This is a genomic window from Streptomyces sp. NPDC087859 (assembly GCF_044742595.1).
Taxonomy (GTDB): Bacteria; Actinomycetota; Actinomycetes; order Streptomycetales; family Streptomycetaceae; genus Streptomyces; species Streptomyces canus_F.
On the sequence record NZ_JBIUUU010000031.1, the window covers coordinates 26,400 to 42,779 of the forward strand.

At 69.5% G+C, this 16,380-nt stretch carries 10 protein-coding genes and 3 pseudogenes; 7 read left to right on the plus strand and 6 right to left on the minus strand.

What is annotated here, in order from left to right; all coding sequences use genetic code 11:
- Nucleotides 1-18 precede the first annotated feature (18 nt).
- Both ACIOHP_RS46600 and ACIOHP_RS46605 read left to right on the plus strand, forming a co-directional pair.
- The gene (locus tag ACIOHP_RS46600) at nucleotides 19-894 is read left to right on the plus strand and encodes a helix-turn-helix transcriptional regulator (RefSeq protein WP_401897426.1); all 876 of its coding nucleotides are present in this window, start codon (nucleotides 19-21) and stop codon (nucleotides 892-894) included.
- Nucleotides 895-897: 3 nt separating this feature from the next.
- Nucleotides 898-1,103: pseudogene (locus tag ACIOHP_RS46605) on the plus strand (hypothetical protein); the annotation flags it as partial.
- 33 nt (nucleotides 1,104-1,136) lie between these two features.
- Here ACIOHP_RS46605 and ACIOHP_RS46610 read toward each other — a convergent pair.
- The 3 genes and pseudogenes from ACIOHP_RS46610 to ACIOHP_RS46620 all read right to left on the minus strand — a co-directional run.
- Nucleotides 1,137-1,748, minus strand: a pseudogene (locus ACIOHP_RS46610) (molybdopterin-dependent oxidoreductase); the annotation flags it as partial.
- On the minus strand, nucleotides 1,749-4,319 hold the full coding sequence (gene fxsT, locus ACIOHP_RS46615) for an FxSxx-COOH system tetratricopeptide repeat protein (RefSeq protein ID WP_401897427.1): 2,571 nt from the start codon (nucleotides 4,317-4,319) through the stop codon (nucleotides 1,749-1,751).
- Between the two features lie 306 nt (nucleotides 4,320-4,625).
- Nucleotides 4,626-5,888, minus strand: a complete 1,263-nt coding sequence (locus ACIOHP_RS46620; RefSeq protein WP_401897430.1) for an MFS transporter — start codon at nucleotides 5,886-5,888, stop codon at nucleotides 4,626-4,628.
- Between the two features lie 98 nt (nucleotides 5,889-5,986).
- Here ACIOHP_RS46620 and ACIOHP_RS46625 point away from each other — a divergent pair, with 98 nt between their 5' ends.
- Together ACIOHP_RS46625 and ACIOHP_RS46630 are read left to right on the plus strand one after the other, a co-directional pair.
- The gene (locus ACIOHP_RS46625; protein WP_401897431.1) at nucleotides 5,987-6,364 is read left to right on the plus strand and encodes an ArsR/SmtB family transcription factor; all 378 of its coding nucleotides are present in this window, start codon (nucleotides 5,987-5,989) and stop codon (nucleotides 6,362-6,364) included.
- A 515-nt stretch (nucleotides 6,365-6,879) separates the two neighbouring features.
- Nucleotides 6,880-7,002: a hypothetical protein gene (locus tag ACIOHP_RS46630; RefSeq protein WP_401897434.1), complete on the plus strand. Its 123-nt coding sequence runs from the start codon at nucleotides 6,880-6,882 to the stop codon at nucleotides 7,000-7,002.
- Nucleotides 7,003-7,059: 57 nt separating this feature from the next.
- On the opposite strand, the pseudogene ACIOHP_RS46635 reads toward ACIOHP_RS46630, so the two are convergent.
- Both ACIOHP_RS46635 and ACIOHP_RS46640 read right to left on the minus strand, forming a co-directional pair.
- Nucleotides 7,060-7,257: pseudogene (locus tag ACIOHP_RS46635) on the minus strand (transposase); the annotation flags it as partial.
- A complete protein-coding gene (locus tag ACIOHP_RS46640) occupies nucleotides 7,250-7,612 on the minus strand; it encodes a hypothetical protein (protein ID WP_401897437.1) in 363 nt (120 codons plus the stop codon). The pseudogene ACIOHP_RS46635 and the gene ACIOHP_RS46640, both read right to left, overlap by 8 nt.
- 253 nt (nucleotides 7,613-7,865) lie before the next feature.
- Here ACIOHP_RS46640 and ACIOHP_RS46645 point away from each other — a divergent pair, with 253 nt between their 5' ends.
- Nucleotides 7,866-9,416: a sigma-70 family RNA polymerase sigma factor gene (locus tag ACIOHP_RS46645; RefSeq protein ID WP_401897438.1), complete on the plus strand. Its 1,551-nt coding sequence runs from the start codon at nucleotides 7,866-7,868 to the stop codon at nucleotides 9,414-9,416.
- Nucleotides 9,417-9,904: 488 nt separating this feature from the next.
- Entirely contained in the window at nucleotides 9,905-12,289 is a 2,385-nt protein-coding gene (locus ACIOHP_RS46650; RefSeq protein WP_401897440.1) for a non-reducing end alpha-L-arabinofuranosidase family hydrolase, read from the plus strand.
- A 59-nt stretch (nucleotides 12,290-12,348) separates the two neighbouring features.
- On the opposite strand, the gene ACIOHP_RS46655 is transcribed toward ACIOHP_RS46650, so the two are convergent.
- Complete coding sequence (locus tag ACIOHP_RS46655; protein WP_401897443.1) at nucleotides 12,349-13,557, minus strand: RNA-guided endonuclease InsQ/TnpB family protein; 1,209 nt, start codon at nucleotides 13,555-13,557, stop codon at nucleotides 12,349-12,351.
- Between the two features lie 161 nt (nucleotides 13,558-13,718).
- Here ACIOHP_RS46655 and ACIOHP_RS46660 point away from each other — a divergent pair, with 161 nt between their 5' ends.
- Nucleotides 13,719-16,370 (plus strand): RICIN domain-containing protein, encoded by a 2,652-nt coding sequence (locus tag ACIOHP_RS46660; protein ID WP_401897445.1) that lies wholly within the window; start codon nucleotides 13,719-13,721, stop codon nucleotides 16,368-16,370.
- Nucleotides 16,371-16,380 lie beyond the last annotated feature (10 nt).

The following is a 16,380-nucleotide window of genomic DNA, read 5'->3' on the forward strand; positions in this document are numbered from 1 at the left end:
GAGCGGGGATGCCGGAGGATGGAGACCATGTCGACGACACCCGGAACCGGACTGGGCGCGATGATCCGCACGTGGCGGGACCGGCTGCCCCCATCGGCCGCCGGGCTGCCGGCGGCCCGCGGGCGCCGGGCGGCCGGGCTGCGGCGCGAAGAACTGGCTGACCTGGCCGGGGTATCGGTCGACTACGTCGTGCGCCTGGAACAGGGGCGGGCCACGACACCCTCCGCGTCGGTGGTGGCGTCCCTGGCGCGCGCCCTGCAGCTGTCCACCGCCGAGCGGGACCACCTGTACCGGCTGGCCCAGCTCGTACCGCCCGTGGACGGCGCGATCTCTGACCATCTCCCGCCCGGCGTGCAGCGGGTGCTCACCCGCCTCGGGGACGTGGCGGTTGCCGTGTTCGCGGCGGACTGGCAACTGGTGTGGTGGAACCGTGGATGGGCCGCCCTGCTGGGCGACCCCTCCGCCTCGCCGCCGCGCCTGCGCAACTTCGCCCGCGACAGGTTCCCGGTGAACGCCGGCCCCGCCCACCTCGCGCTGTGGCCGGTGACCGAGGCGGACCGCGACGCCACCGACGCCGCCGTCGTCTCCGACCTGCGCCGCGCCACCGGCCGCTTCCCCCAGGACAACCGCTTGGCAGCGCTGATCCGCGATCTGAACTCGGGCAACAGCAGGTTCGCCGAGCTGTGGGCGAGCGGAGAGGTGGCCGCACACCGCGAGGATCACAAGACGATCGACCACCCGTCAGTGGGCCCGGTCACGGTGGACTGCGACATCCTGGCCGACGGCGACTCCGAGCTCAAGATCGTCATCATGACCGCTGTGCCCGGCAGCGAGGACGAGACCAAGCTCCGGCTCACCGCCATCGCCGGCCCACCGGCCACCACCCACAACTGATCCGACCTACGCAGCGATCGACCGGCCTCATGTGCGCGGCGAGTGCCACACCACGATGCGGACCTCTCGGGAGAGGAACACGCGCGAGCGCCTGATCAACAAGCTCAAGGCCTGGCGAGACGACAAGTCCCTCGGACAGCTACCTTGCCGGTCTCCACCCGCGCGCCTCGATGATCTGGATCAATGACCTCACCCGGACCACTCATTGATCACGACTCGATATGCGCCCTGGTAGGACTCCGTTAGGTGGGACTGTCAAACGAGTGTGGTGTAACTGCGGTAGGGGCCTTGACCAGGTCAAGGCCCTCGAACAGGTACCCCTGCGTATGGGGCACCGCGGCCTCCGGTTGAGTGCGGCCAGCGGAGTCCGTGGCACGCGCCAGCAAATGGGTGGCGCCGGGTGCTTCGGGCTGCCGGCCGAGAGACCAGCGGAACCAGGTGCCGACCCGGGGACGGTCGTAAGAGTGGGCCTGCCGCCAGGTCGCGCCGTCGTCGGTGCTGACGTCGACCCGGACCACGACACCCGCGCCGGACCACGACCGTCCGTGCAGGGCGTGACGGCACCCCGCCCGAAACGTGGCCCCACTGGCCAGTTCGAAGGCGCTCTTCGTCGCCTGTCGAGTGAGCGGCGCGCTGCCGCCGTCCGGGTGGGCGGGGCCGGACAGGCGATAAAAGGTGGTGTTCCAGGGCGAGTAAAGGGGCTGCGCGCACACCTCGATGTCGCCGAGCCACTTGATGGACGCGATCCCCACCCAGGAGGGCATCAGCACGCGCAGCGGGCAGCGGGCAGCGGGCAGCGGGCAGCGGGCAGCGGGCAGCGGGCAGCCGTGATCGTGCGGCAGCGGTTCACCGTTTCACGTCTCGGACTTGGGACTCTCCGGTGCTTCGTCCAACGACTCAAGCCATCCGGATGTCCGGAGCGTCTCGTACTGGTCCTCGCCCAGCACCCGCTTCTGGCGCTCCAGCGTGTCCTCACCCAACACCCGCGCCTCCCTCACCCGACTCACATCCGCCAGGTCGATGGCCAGGTTGCACGCCGTAGCCAGCGTGTGCGGATGATCCAGCCCCAGCACCCGGCGTTGCACCTCCAGCGTCTCCTCCCCCAACACCACCGCCTCCTCCACCCGGCCCACCTCCGCCAACCGGACGGCCAGGTTGTACGCCGTGAGCAGCATGTGCGGATGATCCAACCCGAGCACCCGGCGCTGCACCTCCAGCGTCTCCTCTCCCAATACCACCGCCTCCTCCACCCGACCCACCTCCGTCAAATCGGCGGCTAGGTTGGACGCTGTGTTCAGCGTGTCCGGATGCTCCGGCCCCAGGACCCGACGCTGCACCTCCAACGTCTCCTCCCCCAACACCACCGCCTCCTCCACCCGGCCCACCTCCGTCAACTGGACGGCCAGCCCGGCCGCCGTGAGCATGGTGCTCGCATGCTCCGGCCCCCACACCCGACGCTGCACCTCCAACGTCTTCTCGTCCAGGGCGAGAGCTTCCTCATACCGTCCCAGCGCCCACAGTTGGACGGCATAGCTGCGGGCGCTGGACGTAGTGCGGGGGTGGGCGTCACCGTAGAGGCGTCGGCAGCGGGCGAGGGTGTCTTCGTGCAGGGCGCGGGCGCGCTCGTGGTCCTGGGTGTCGTCGTAGGCGCGGGCCAGGTTGTAGGCGGCCCGCAGGGTGTCCTCGTGGTCGGGGCCCAGCTGCCGCAGACAGGTGTCAAACAGCCGTTGCAGCTGCTCCCGGGCTGGGCGGGCCTGACCGCGGTCCATCAGATACCAGCACACATCCGCCACTATGTACCGTCCCCGGCTGGTGGTGAGCCGGGCTGGGTCGAGGGCCAGGGCGTGCGGGAGCAGGACCTGCCAGGCCGGCCACAACCGCGGCTCATCGGGGGCGCCGGGGTCGGCCGCGGCAAGGAGTGCTTCGGCGTCGGCCATCGCCTGGTCCTGCTCCTGGCTGGTCATCTGGCCCTTGAGTATGTCCTCGGTGAGGCGGTGCAGTTGGAGGGTGCCGTTCTGGACGCGGGCCAGACCGTGCCGGGCGACCGCCTCCACCGCACCCACCGCCGCCAGCCGCGAACCGACCGCCTCTTGCAAGAGCGCGGAGGTCTGGTCGGGGAGGTGGCCGGCGCAGGTGGTGAGGGGGAAGGGCTCGGGTGCCAGCAAAGCCGGCGCATCCACCACCGCGGCCGCCCCGGGGTGGTCGGTCTCCAGGCGGGTGCGGGTCAGGCGGACCTGTGCGGCCAGCGCGGTCGGGTAGCCGGGCGGGGGGCTCTGAGCCATCACCTCCACCAGGTTCGCCGCCAACTCCTCCTTCAAATCCGCAGCCGACAAACCCCGGGTCAACAGCGCAGCGGCCTGCGCCAGCGCGAGCGGCAGATCGTCCAAGGTGGCGGCGATGTCGTCCGCGTCCGCGTCGGCCAGGACGGCGCCCTGGGCACCCAGCAACGCCACGGACTCCGCCCGGGAGAGGGTGTCGATGTCGAGGGGGACGGCGTGGGCATGCCAGTGCGGGTGGCGAGAGGTGATCAGCACATGCCCGAGGCCGCCGGGCAGGAACGGAGCCAGCGTGTTGGGGTCTTCGGCGTTATCGAACACCAACAGCCACCGCGAACGCTCCCCCAGCTCACCCACCAACAACTCCACAGCGGCAGCGGGCAGCGTGCCGGCCGGGGCGGCGCCGGTCCGGGCAGCGAGAGCGGCAAGCTGGTCGGGGACCAGAGCCGGGTCTTCCGCGGCAATCCACCAGGCGAGCTCGTACTCGCCGGCGAACCGGTAGGCGTACTCGATTGCCAGTTGTGTCTTGCCCACCCCGCCGCGGCCGTGCAGGGCCTGGACCGCCACCCGCTGCCCGGACGCCAGCGCCTCCCGCAGATGGACCAGGAGGCTGTCGCGGCCGGTGAAAGCCGCATTGCGGGCCGGCAGGTTCCGCACCCGCGGCAGACTCCCCGGCAGGCGGGGGCTACTGGCTCCGACCTGCCGCAACACCCCATCCGGTCCGGGGAAGGACGGCTCCTCGTCCGGACGGGACGGGCCATTCACCGCCTCCAGCAACACCCTGCGCGCCTCTACCGGGCTCAGACCGAACAGGTCCCGGCACAACAGCGGACGCAGGATCGCCGGAGCCCTGACCTCGGCCACCCGGACGGGAGTAATCCTCTCCCGCATCGCGACTATCGCCGTCCACTCCGGCGTCGTGAACCGCTCTGGCTCGAAATAGGCCGGGGAGTACAACGCCAGCAACTGGCCCCGCTCGAGTGCGGCACTCATCTTCAGAACGAAGTTGTCGCCCGCGCCCCAGTCCCAGTAGTCCAGCTCGACCTGGTGCCCGGCGTCGAGCAGCTGCCAGGCGATCCACTCCGCCCACGCCCGATCGGCCCCGGCGTGACTGATGAACCATCGGCTATCCGACGTCCCGTCAGACACCCCCGCACCCGCACCCATCACACCCCCGCACCCCACGCCGTGCTGAATAGTCCAGCCTAGGGCCCCCTCTACCGCCCTGCCCGGTCTTCCCCGGGACGGTTCCAGGGCGCTACATCTCAGGTGAGGCCAAGCAGGACGACCATGAGTGGGGACGCGGCGTGCATCGCGTAGCTCCGTATGTGGCACGCACCGCGGCTCCGAAGGATTCAGTGAGCAATCGCCAAGAGTTGCGGATTCGCTTGCCTTTCGACGTCAGAGATCTGGTGATCAAGTGCCGGTATCTCGGCTTGCTGTGGCTCGCAGCCGTCAGGCAGGCTCCGTCGCCTGGCGCGGACTGGCGAGGACCACCAGGCCGCCGATGACCGCGAGGCCGATGAGGACGGCACCGAACACCGTGGCGCCGCTGGTCAGACCGACGGCGTCGCTGAGGTAACCGGCGGACACGGGCAGCAGCCCTGCCGGGACGTATCCGCCGACGTTGAGCGCGGCGTTGGCCTCCGCGAGGTGCCGGGGTGGGATGCGGGAGTTGAGCAGTGACAGGCCACCGAGCTGGCCCATGCCCTGGCCCGCGCCGGCGAGCAGTGCGGAGGCGATGAGGACAGGCGCCGACGAGATGTGCACGGCGACGATCAGAGTGATCATGCTCAGCGTGGTGCTGAGCGCGCCGGCCGTGAGGATGGTGCGCCGGTCAAGGCGTTGCACGGCGAACTGCACGCCGGTGGCGACGAGGAACATGACGAAGGCCATGGCGCCGGCGACGATCCGGCTGGTGGTGCCGAGCAGGCCCGACAGGAGCGAGGGGCCGAGCGAGAGCACGAAGGAGGTGGCGGTGATGCCGGGTGCGAACACGGCGATGCCGAGGGCGAGTTGGCGGCCGCTGCCGCGTGGCACGCCGGGCAGCCGCACCCAGGCGCCCTTCGCGGGCGCCGCGGGACGTGGGAGGGGCATGCTCAGCACGGCGAGCACCGCGGTGAGGAGCAGCACGGCCTCGACGACGAAGACGGTGACGGTCGGCGCGGGCAGCGTCTCGGAGAGCACCCCGGCCAGGAGCGGGCCGAGGCCGGCACCGAAGACCATCGCGCAGGAGGCGAGTAGGGCGGCGATCCGCTTGCGCTCGGGACCGGCCACGTCGGTCACCGCGGCCATGCCGGCCGAGACGATGGCACCGACCGCGATTCCGGTGAACAGCCGTGCCACGATCAGCGCGGCCACGGTGGTGGCGGTCGCGAAGATCAGGCAGGCGGCCAGGGCGAGCGCCAGGGCAGGCAGCAGTACGGGCTTGCGCCCGAGCCGGTCGGAGACCACTCCAGACACCAGAAGCGAGCCGATGAGGCCGACGATGTAGAACGCGAACACCACGGTCAGGGTGCCCTTGGAGAAGCCGATGTCACGCTGCCACAGCACGTACAACGGTGTTGCCGCGTTCGAGAGGACGAAGACGGCCGTGACCGGCCAGGCGGCCAGCCATACCCACCCCAGCGGAGTCGCGAATCGTCCGCCGGGCTCCGCGGTGCCACTTCGTTGCCTCCCGTCAACGACCTGGACGGGCGCGTTCCGGGTCTCGGGCATGACGGTTCCCTCCGACTTCCTGCAGTACGACTTTAGTCGAACTTAGCATGCAGTACGATTCGAGTCGTACAATGGAATCGAGTCGAGAGGAGCTGCCCATGCCTACGACCACGGGCACCGCACCCGCCATCAAGGTGCTCCCGGCCCCTCCCGGCCTACCCGAACCGCTGGCGGAGCCCACAGTCGAGGAGCTGCGCCTGGAGACCGTCCTCGGGGCGCTCAGCGATCCCTTGCGGCTGACGATCGTCCGCAAACTCCTTCTGGAATCAGAGCAGTTCGACCACCCCTGCGGCTGGTTCGGCCTCGACCGGCCCAAGTCGTCGCTCACGCACCACTTCAAGGCACTGCGAGCGGCGGGGGTCACACGCCAGCGCCAGTACGGACTCGAACGCCGCAGCCATGTACGCGTCGACGACCTCAACGCCCGCTTCCCCGGCCTCCTCGACCTCATCACGGCCTGGACCCCAAAGGCATGACGAGACGACGCTCCACATAAGAAGACCGGCAGGCCGGGCCACGCCAAACCCCGGCACCGCCGCGCCACATCACCCACCTGCCGGAACAACGAAAAGGGCACTTGCAGCCGGCGCGCAAGCACATCGGGATCATCAGCGGCGAGGAGATCAGGCTCGGGTGCCACCTGGACAACACCCACGCCGTGCAGCCAACCTGCCAGCAGAGCGGCGAGCGGATCCCGCTGCCCCCGGCATGCGCCGATCGAGGGGCTGACCGGTCCTCATTCTCAAAACGTCGCGCCCGAGGCAGACCCACCCCGTGGTCGCCCGCGCGAGCCCAAGCCGCCGCCCCCGCAGGTTCCGAACCTTCGCATCCGTCAGTGTCCGTGGACCGTCCGCCCCGCCCTCTGCCGCCGCCCAGCCCTGACCTCTCGGCCGTCACAGAAGGGCACCGGTTCTCGCGGCCGCAAAATGTTGATGAGAAGCGAGAGTGGTTGTCACTGCAGGCCGCGCTACGCGGACCCGAGGGAAGCCCCGTGGTGCACATGTTCCGCTACTTCCTCCTCGGCCGCGGCGACGCCGCCCCGGTCACCCGCGAGATCATCCGCAGCAACGAACCCGACCCCGATCGCCGCCCCGGCATCCACGTCGGCGGCTGAGCGGCGAGCCCGCCGCACGGACTCTGATCGTTATGTCGCGCTCGACGCCGACGAGGACGGCTTCTGTGCGGCGGGCATGGAGCGCCACTTGATCCCGTTGTCGACGAGGTGGCGCAGACCATCGATGCTCCCCCGGCGTGGCCACTTCTCGGGGTGTCCGCCGGTCGGGGTCTGACAGGCCGGGACGGGCAACAGGGGCTCGATGAGAGCCCATTCGGCATCTGTCATGTCGGAGGGGTAGCGACGCTCACGCATCGGGAGGGTGGGGCCCGGCCCCGGGTGGGGAGTGCTGCGGACGCGTGGACCGGGCCCCGGTCTCCTGATTCCTCGGTGGGCGTCCTGGCCTTCCGACGAGGTCAGCACAGTGGGCGGGCGGCCACGCCAGGGTGGACTCGATCGCCTTCATCTGGTCACTGAGGTAGGCGGCCCACACGCTCTTGGGGAAGAGGGCCAGGTGCGGGCCGATCGCGCCCGTAAGCATCCGGCGGAACTGGGTGAGCTTCTCGCTGATCCAGGCCCGCTCCCCTTCCTCGAGTTCGGCCTCGCTCGGCAGAAGTGGTAGCCGTACTCCCGTGTCCAGATCACCGGCGGCCAGCCGCGTTCCGCGCACATGTCCCGCAGTGCGCCCAGCCCGCGTCTGGTCTGCCAGCGACTGAGTTCGCACAAGCCCATCAGCCGCACCAGCGTCATCCCTGCGGGTGGCCGTCCTCGGGCGGGGCGTACTGACAAAGCACCCGCCGTGCCAGGCCCTCCAAGCCGGCACGGGCCGGCCCGTCGACCCGAGGCGCAGGCTTTGGGCGCATATCTTGCCGACGTTAGGGTGAGGCGCCGTACTCGGCGGATCACTCGTAGAGGGAAGTGGAATGGCGTTCATGGATGGGGACCACGCGGGGCTGGTCGTCGCGGCGCAGGCCGGTGACGATCGGGCGCGCGAGGAGCTGATCGCCGCGTACCTGCCACTGCTCTACAACATCGTCGGGCGAGCGCTGAGCGGTCATGCCGACGTCGATGACGTAGTCCAGGAAACCCTGTTGCGCGTGGTGCGCGACCTGCCTGCTCTGCGTGCCCCGGAGAGCTTCCGGTCCTGGCTGGTGTCGATCACGCTGCGCCAGATCAACACCCACTGGCACCGCCAACGCACCTTCGCCGACCGGACCACGGTCATCGACGAGGCGCGCCAGATACCGGATCTCCGCGCCGAACCCGAGGACGTGACGATCCTTCGTCTGCATGTGTCGGACGAGCGCCGTCAAGCTGTCGAAGCCGGCCGATGGCTCGACCCGGATCATCGGGTGCTGCTGTCACTGTGGTGGCAGGAATGCGCCGGCTCGCTGAGCCGTGACGACATCGCCGCCGCGACGGGGCTCACGGTCGCCCACGTCGGAGTCCGCCTGCAGCGCATGCGCGAGCAGCTGGAAGTGAGCCGGACGATCGTCGCCGCTCTGGAGGCCGACCCACGCTGTCCGCAGTTGGACGAGACCGTCGCCGAGTGGGACGGTCTGCGTACATCGGTGTGGCGCAAGCGGATCGCGCGGCACACCCGCGACTGCCCGCTCTGCATGGCGACGACGGCAGAACGGGTTCCGGCCGAACGACTGCTCCTCAGCCTCGCGCCGCTGGCCGTCCCCGCCGGACTCATCGCCGCGCTGGCCGCCAAGGGCCTGCTGTCGGGTACGGCCGCGAGCACCGCCGGGCTGGCCACGGCCTCTGTCGCCGTCGGCACGGCGACGGAGGCGGGCAGTCTGCACACCTCGCTGATCGGCAAACTCTATGCGGTGACCGCGCATCCCCTGGCGGGCCTCACCACCGGCGCAGTGCTCATCGCCGGGGGCGCCACCTACGTTGCCTGGCCCGAACCGGCGCCTCGGGTGCCCGGCGTCACCGCCGCTCCCACGGCCGGCCACCCCACGCCGACCCCGTCGCGCACCACCACCTCGGCCGGGCCGTCCCCGGCGAGTCCGTCCGCCACCGCCGACGCTGTTCCGCTGGGCGCACATTCGCTGGAGTCCGTGGATCAGCCCACCCTGTACCTCACGTATGCCGGCGACTTCGCGACGCTCGGCCCGGTCTCCTCGTCCAGCAGCACGCAGGCACGGCAGCAGGTCACCTTCACGGTCGTCCAGGGGCTGGCCGACACACGGTGCGTCACCCTCCGCGCCGCCGACGGCCGCTATCTGCGCCATCGTGACCTGCGGCTACGGCTGAGCACCAACGACGGCAGCGAACTGTTCCGCGAAGACGCCACCTTCTGCGCGCGCCCCGGGGCGGTCGCCGGGTCGGTGACCCTGCACGCGCACAACTATCCCGGATCGGCCATCCGCCACCGCGACGGTGGCATCTTTCTCGATGGCTCCGACGGCACCCGGGCCTTCGCCGGCCAGGCTTCCTTCATCGTGCGCAGGGCCTCGGCTTGACAACCGCTGCTTGAGCATGGGGGACCGAGTGGCGCGGTGACAGCTGGTGATCCCGCAACACGATCCTGCAACACACCGTTCTCAGCCCGGCAGTGAGCCGAGTGAGGCAAGCCCTTCAGCAGGGACGACCAGACCGCGGGACTCGGCATAACGCTTTTTGCCCGCGAGATACATCACTGAGCGATCGTCCGGACGGCGCGACTTTTCCGTTACGAGAGCGCGAGTTCGGGGGCCTCCCTTTCGTGGGGTGCTTTTCCCGCCGCTCACCATGACGTGCCGGCGTGGGAGGTTCCCCGACTTCCACCGTTGACGTATCTCCTGACGAAAGCCCCTGCAATGACGCGACACACCCACGAACCCCGGGCGACCGGTACGCAGGAACGGCCCCACGTCCTGCACCGCACCCACACCGCGGCGGATCCGGCCGCAGCGCTCGATGCGCGCACGATCACGGCACCCAGGGTGACCCGCGGCCCCCGAGGAGAATCATGAAGGGCCTGCACCGGCTCGGCCGGCGTCGCCGGACATGGGCGATAGGACTCTCGGCCGCGGCGGTGGTCGCCGGTGTCGTGACGATCCTCCCGAACTCCGCCGGAGCGGCATCACTGGATACGGAGGCAGCCCCCTCAGGCCGGTACTTCGGCACCGCTGTGGCCGCCGGCAGGCTCGGCGACTCGGCGTACACCACGATCGCCGACCGGGAGTTCAACATGATCACCCCGGAGAACGAGATGAAGTGGGACGCCGTCGAGCCGTCCCGCGGCAACTTCAACTTCGGCCCCGCCGACCGGATCGTCGACCGTGCGAAGGCGAACGGCCAGCGCGTGCGCGGCCACACCACGGTCTGGCACTCGCAGCTGCCGTCCTGGGTCAGCTCGATCGGCGACGCGAACACGCTGCGCAGCGTGATGAACGGCCACATCACCACCACGATGACCCACTTCAAGGGCAAGATCTACGCCTGGGACGTGGTCAACGAGGCGTTCGCCGACGGCCCCGGCGGTCAGCTCCGCAGCTCGGTGTTCCAGAAGGTGCTGGGCAACGGCTTCATCGAGGAAGCGTTCCGCACCGCCCGCACGGCCGACTCCTCGGCCAAGCTCTGCTACAACGACTACAACATCGAGAACTGGTCGGACGCCAAGACCCAGGGCGTCTACAAAATGGTCAAGGACTTCAAGTCCCGCGGCGTGCCGATCGACTGCGTCGGATTCCAGAGCCACTTCGGCACCAGCGGCGCGCCGTCCAGCTTCCAGACCACCCTGTCCAACTTCGCCGCCCTGGGCGTCGATGTCCAGATCACCGAGCTGGACATCGCCCAGGCATCGCCCACCCACTACGCCAACGCGGTCAAGGCCTGTCTGTCCGTGGCCCGGTGCACCGGCATCACGGTGTGGGGCGTGCGGGACAGCGACTCCTGGCGCACCGGCGAGAACCCGCTGCTGTTCGACAACAACGGCAAGCCCAAGGCCGCCTACACCGCCGTCGCGGACGCCTTCAAGGCCGCCGCCCCCAGTACCCCCACCGGCGGGACGACCGGCACGACCGGTACCGGGGAGATCAAGGGCCTTGCCTCCGGTCGTTGCATCGACATCAACAACTCCACCACCGCCAACGGCACCCCGGCGCAGCTATGGGACTGCAACGGACAGACCAACCAGCGCTGGACCCACACCTCCGGCAAACAGCTGAAGATCTACGGCGACAAGTGCCTGGACGCCAAGAACAAGGGCACCACCAACGGCACCGCGGTGATCATCTGGGACTGCAACGGCGGCGCCAACCAGCAGTGGAACATCAACACCAACGGCACGATCACCGGCGTCCAGTCCGGGCTGTGCCTCGACGCCGTCGGCGCGGCCAAGGCCAACGGCACCAAGATCCAGCTGTACTCCTGCGCGTCCGTCGACAACCAGAAATGGACCGCCCCGTCCGGGTCGTCCGGGTCGGGCGGCACCACGTGCGCGCTTCCATCGACGTACAAGTGGAGTTCGACAGGCCCGCTGGCGGAGCCGGCGAACGGGTCGGTCGCGCTGAAGGACTTCACCACCGTGACGTACAACGGCAAGCACCTGGTCTACGCGACCACCTCCACCGGAACGCAGTGGGGCGCGATGACGTTCCGTCCGTTCACGAACTGGTCGGACATGGCAACGGCCACCCAGACCAAGATCAGCGGGTCCGCGGTGGCGCCCAAACTGTTCTACTTCGCGCCCAAGAACATCTGGGTGCTGGTCTCGAACGGGTGGGGTACCGCCTGGCCCTTCAGCTACCGCACGTCCAGCGACCCCACCAACCCGAGCGGCTGGTCCGCGCCGAAGGAGCTGTTCACCGGCAGCCTCCCCGCCGGCTCGGGAGGCACCCCGATCGACCCGACCGTGATCGCCGACGACAAGAACATGTACCTGTTCTTCGCCGATGACAACGGCAAGATCTACAAGTCGACCATGCCCCTCGGGAACTTCCCGGGCAGCTTCGGCTCCTCGTACACCACGGTCATGAGCGACACGAAGGCGAAGCTGTTCGAGGCGCCGGAGGTCTACAAGGTCCAGGGCCAGAACCAATACCTCATGATCGTCGAGGCGATGGGTGCGGGCGGGCGCTACTTCCGCTCGTTCACGGCCTCCAGCCTGAACGGCCCGTGGGCCGAGCAGGCCGGCAGCGAGTCCAGCCCCTTCGCGGGCAAGGCCAACAGCGGTGCCACCTGGACCAACGACATCAGCCACGGTGACCTGGTCCGCACCAACCCCGACCAGACCATGACCATCGACCCCTGCAACCTGCAGTTCCTCTACCAGGGCAGGAACCCCTCCTCGGACGGCACCGACTACGTGAAGCTGCCGTACCGGCCGGGCGTCCTCACGCTGAAGCGCTGACCTACCCGATCCACGGTGACATACAAGGAGAACCTCACCCCCTTGACTTCCTCTCCCACCTATAGGCGGGGGATTTCAGCGGTCGCCCGCTGGGGTTCCTGCTTCACCGACGACCGCCCCGTCCGGGAGGACTCCCGTTGAGGTCTTACACCGTCTCCACAGGCAGACGCCGCCAGCCCGGCGGCCAGGATGTTGCGTGCCGCGTTCACGTCGCGGTCATGTACCGCGCCGCAGGCGCACGTCCATTCGCGGACGTTCAGCGGCAGCTTCGCCGCGACCGTGCCGCACGCCCCGCACAGCTTCGAGCTGGGGAAGAAGCGCTCGATCACGACGAGTTCACGCCCGTGCCAGGCGCACTTGTACTCCAGCATCATGCGCAGGTCCGTCCAGGCCGCATCACTGATGGCGCGTGCGAGCGTGCCGTTCTTCAGCAGGTTGCGGACGCTCAGGTCCTCGATCACGACCGTTTGGTTCTCACGGACGAGCCGAGTCGACAGCTTGTGCAGGACGTCACGGCGCCGGTCGGCGATCCGCGCATGCACGCGGGCGACTTTGCGGCGGGCTTTCTCCCGGTTGTTGGAGCCCTTCGCCTTGCGCGACAGCTCACGCTGCGCCTTCGCCAGGCGGGCACGGTCACGCCGCTCATGCCGGGGGTTGGCGATTTTCTCGCCGGTGGACAGGGTCACCAGGGAGGTGATCCCGGCGTCCAGGCCCACCGCCGCCGTGGTGGCGGGAGCCGGGGCGATGGTGTCCTGGCACAGCAGGGACACGAACCAGCGGCCCGCCGCGTCCCGGGACACCGTCACCGTGGTCGGCTCCGTCCCCTCGGGCAGCGGACGCGACCAGCGGATGTCCAACGGCTCGGCCATCTTCGCCAAAGTCAGCTGTCCGTCGCGCCAGGTGAAGGCGCTGCGGGTGTACTCGGCCGACGCACGGGACCTCTTCCGCGACTTGTAGCGCGGGTACTTGGCGCGCTGGGCGAAGAAGTTCCCGAACGCCGTCTGCAGATGGCGCAGCGCCTGCTGCAACGGGACCGAGGACACCTCGGCCAGGAAGGCCAGTTCCTCGGTCTTCTTCCATGCCGTGAGGGCGGCGGAGGACTGCACGTAGGAGATGCGGCGCTGCTCGCCGTACCAGGCCCGGGTGCGTTCCTCCAGCGCCTTGTTGTAGACGAGGCGGACACAGCCGAACGTGCGGGACAGCTCAGCCGCCTGTTCGCCGGTGGGGTAAAAGCGGTACTTGAACGCCCGCTTGACCTGCCGTGTCACGCCTCACACCGTATCAACTTCCGTGAGAGCAGCGGGCGTCGGCAGGTGGACGGCGCACGCCGGTCCGCCCTGGCAGCGAACCGGCTTTCCCTGCCCTGCTCCGCAGGGCATTCGATTCCTCCCCGGCCTGAAGGCCGGGGTATCCACGAAGGACAGACCCGATGAACAACCCCACGAACGGCGGGCGCCGCGGGCGTCACCGCCGTCGCTGGACCGCCACCGGACTGGTGCTCGGCGTGCCCGCCATCGTCGTGCCGTATCTCCTGTTCGCACAGGAGGACTCGCAGGCCGCGACGGTCGACGACGATGCCTACTACCGGCTGGTCTCCGTGCGCAGCGGCAAGGTGCTGGACGTCAACGCCTTCTCCACCGCCGACGGCACCCGTATCCAGCAGTGGACCGACCAGAGCACCGCGAACCAGCAGTGGAAGCTGAGACCCGCCGGGGACGGCTACTACGAGCTGGTGAACCGCAACAGCGGCAAAGTGCTGGGCATAGCAGGCAATTCGACAGCCCAGGCGGCTGCCGCCGAGCAGCAGACCGACAGCTCCGCCACCTCCCAGGAGTGGCGGATCAGCGAGGTGAGCGGCTCGGACGCCGTCACCCTCACCTCCCGCAGGAGCGGCCAGGTCCTGGACGTCTCCGGAGGCTCCACGGCCGAGGGCGCTGCGGTCGTCCAGGCTCCCGGCAAGGGCAGCACCAGCCAGCAGTGGAAGCTGGTGAAGACGGCCGAGGCCCCGGCGGCCGGGTCCGGTGGTGCGCAGACCACGGCCGCGACCGGACCGTACAGGTGGAAGAACGCCCAGGTGGTGGGCGGGGGTTACGTCACCGGGCTGGTGTTCAACCCGAAGGAGAAGGGTCTGCTGTACGCGCGCACGGACATGGGCGGCGCCTACCGCTGGGACACCGCGGCCGAGCAGTGGATCCCGTTGACCGACTGGATCGGCGAGAAGGACTGGAACCTGCTGGGCATCGACTCGGTGGCCACCGACCCCGTCGACCCCAAGCGGCTCTACCTCGGAGCGGGCACCTACACCAACGACTGGGCCGGCAACGGTGCGATCCTGCGCTCCACCGACAAGGGCCGCACCTTCAAGCGCACCAACCTGCCCTTCAAACTGGGCGGCAACGAGGACGGCCGCGGGGCGGGCGAGCGGCTGGTGGTCGACCCCGCGAACAACGCCAACCTGCTGCTGGGCACCCGCAAGAACGGCCTGTGGCGCAGCACCGACCACGGCGTCACATGGCGCCAGGTCTCGTCGTTCCCCGTCAAGGACGGGGCGGGCAGCGGCGCGGGCATCTCCTTCGTGACGTACGGCAAGGCCGGCAGCAGGACCATCTACGTCGGGGTCGGCGACAGGTCCACCTCCTTGTACCGCTCCACCGACGGCGGCGGCACCTGGCAGGCCGTTACTGGGCAGCCCACCGGCCAGCTGCCGCAGCACGGCGTGCTTTCCGGTGACGGCTCGCTGTACCTGACGTACACCGACAACCTGGGACCCAACGGCGTGACGGCGGGTTCGGTGTGGAAGTACACGCCGGGCAGCGGGGCGTGGAAGAACATCTCCCCGTCCCAGGGCAGTTACGGGTTCTCCGGTCTGGCCGTCGACCCGCGCAAGCCGTCCACGGTGATGGTCACGACCCTCGGCCGCTGGTGGCCCCAGGACGAGATCTACCGCAGCACCGACGGCGGCAGGAGCTGGAAGGCGCTGGCCGACAAGTCGGTGCGCAGCGCCTCCGCCGCTCCGTACGTCGGCACGCACACCGGGCACTGGATGACCGCCCTGGCCATCGATCCCTTCAACTCCGGGCACGTGCTGTACGGCACCGGCAACGGCATCCTGCGCAGCAAGGACGCGGGCGCCTCCGACAGCGGCGGCACCAGCCACTGGAGCATGGGCGCCCGGGGGCTGGAGGAGACCGCGCTGATGGACGCGATCGCCCCTCCCGGCGGCGCCACCGTCATCACCTCCATGGGCGACCAGGGCGGCTTCCGGCATGACTCCTTGACCAAGGTGCCCTCCGGGCGGCTGAACAACCCGCTGATGACCAACAGCACCGACATCGACTTCGCCCAGTCCAAGCCGGCGCTGATGGTCCGCGTCGGCCGCGGCGGCGCGCAGGACGGCGCTTACTCCACCGACGGCGGCCGCAGCTGGAACGGCTTCAAGGCGGAGCCGGTGGCCAGTGCCCAGGACGGCCATGTCGCGCTCGCGGCGGATGGTTCCGCCATCGTGTGGACCGAGGCAGGGCAGGCCCCGTACCGCTCGACCGACAAGGGTGCGAGCTGGTCGAGGGTCGGTGGTCTGGGCACCGACGCCGTGGTCGTCGCCGACCGCTCCTCGGCCAAGACCTTCTACTCCCTGTCCGGTGGCACGCTTTACGCCAGCACCGACGGCGGGGCAACCTTCACCGCCCGCGCCGGCAACCTGCCCGGCGGCCGGCTCGCGGCCGTCCCCGGCATCGCCGGTGACCTGTGGATCGCCGGCGGTGACAAGGGGCTGCTGCACTCCACCGACGGTGGCGGCACCTTCACCACGCTCAGGTCGGTGCAGTCCGCCTCCGCCCTCGGGTTCGGCAAGGCCAAGCCGGGCGCCAACTACCAGGCCCTGTACCTGATCGGTACCGTCAAGGACGTCACCGGAGTCTTCCGCTCCACCGACAAGGGCGCCACCTGGCTCCGCGTCAACGACAAGGCCCACCAGTGGGGCGCCATCGGCAGCGTCGGCGTCATCACCGGCGACCCCGACACCTACGGCCGCGTCTACGTCGGCACCAACGGACGCGGCCTCCAGTACGGCGACCCGTCCTGACCCCGATGCC

Bases quoted from the DNA above. Each gene is read 5' to 3' on its own strand.
- ACIOHP_RS46600 (WP_401897426.1), top strand. From the start codon at position 19: ATGGAGACCATGTCGACGACACCCGGAACCGGACTGGGCGCGATGATC.
- ACIOHP_RS46620 (WP_401897430.1), bottom strand. From the start codon at position 5,888: ATGCCCGAGACCCGGAACGCGCCCGTCCAGGTCGTTGACGGGAGGCAA.
- ACIOHP_RS46625 (WP_401897431.1), top strand. From the start codon at position 5,987: ATGCCTACGACCACGGGCACCGCACCCGCCATCAAGGTGCTCCCGGCC.
- ACIOHP_RS46645 (WP_401897438.1), top strand. From the start codon at position 7,866: ATGGCGTTCATGGATGGGGACCACGCGGGGCTGGTCGTCGCGGCGCAG.
- ACIOHP_RS46650 (WP_401897440.1), top strand. From the start codon at position 9,905: ATGAAGGGCCTGCACCGGCTCGGCCGGCGTCGCCGGACATGGGCGATA.
- ACIOHP_RS46660 (WP_401897445.1), top strand. From the start codon at position 13,719: ATGAACAACCCCACGAACGGCGGGCGCCGCGGGCGTCACCGCCGTCGC.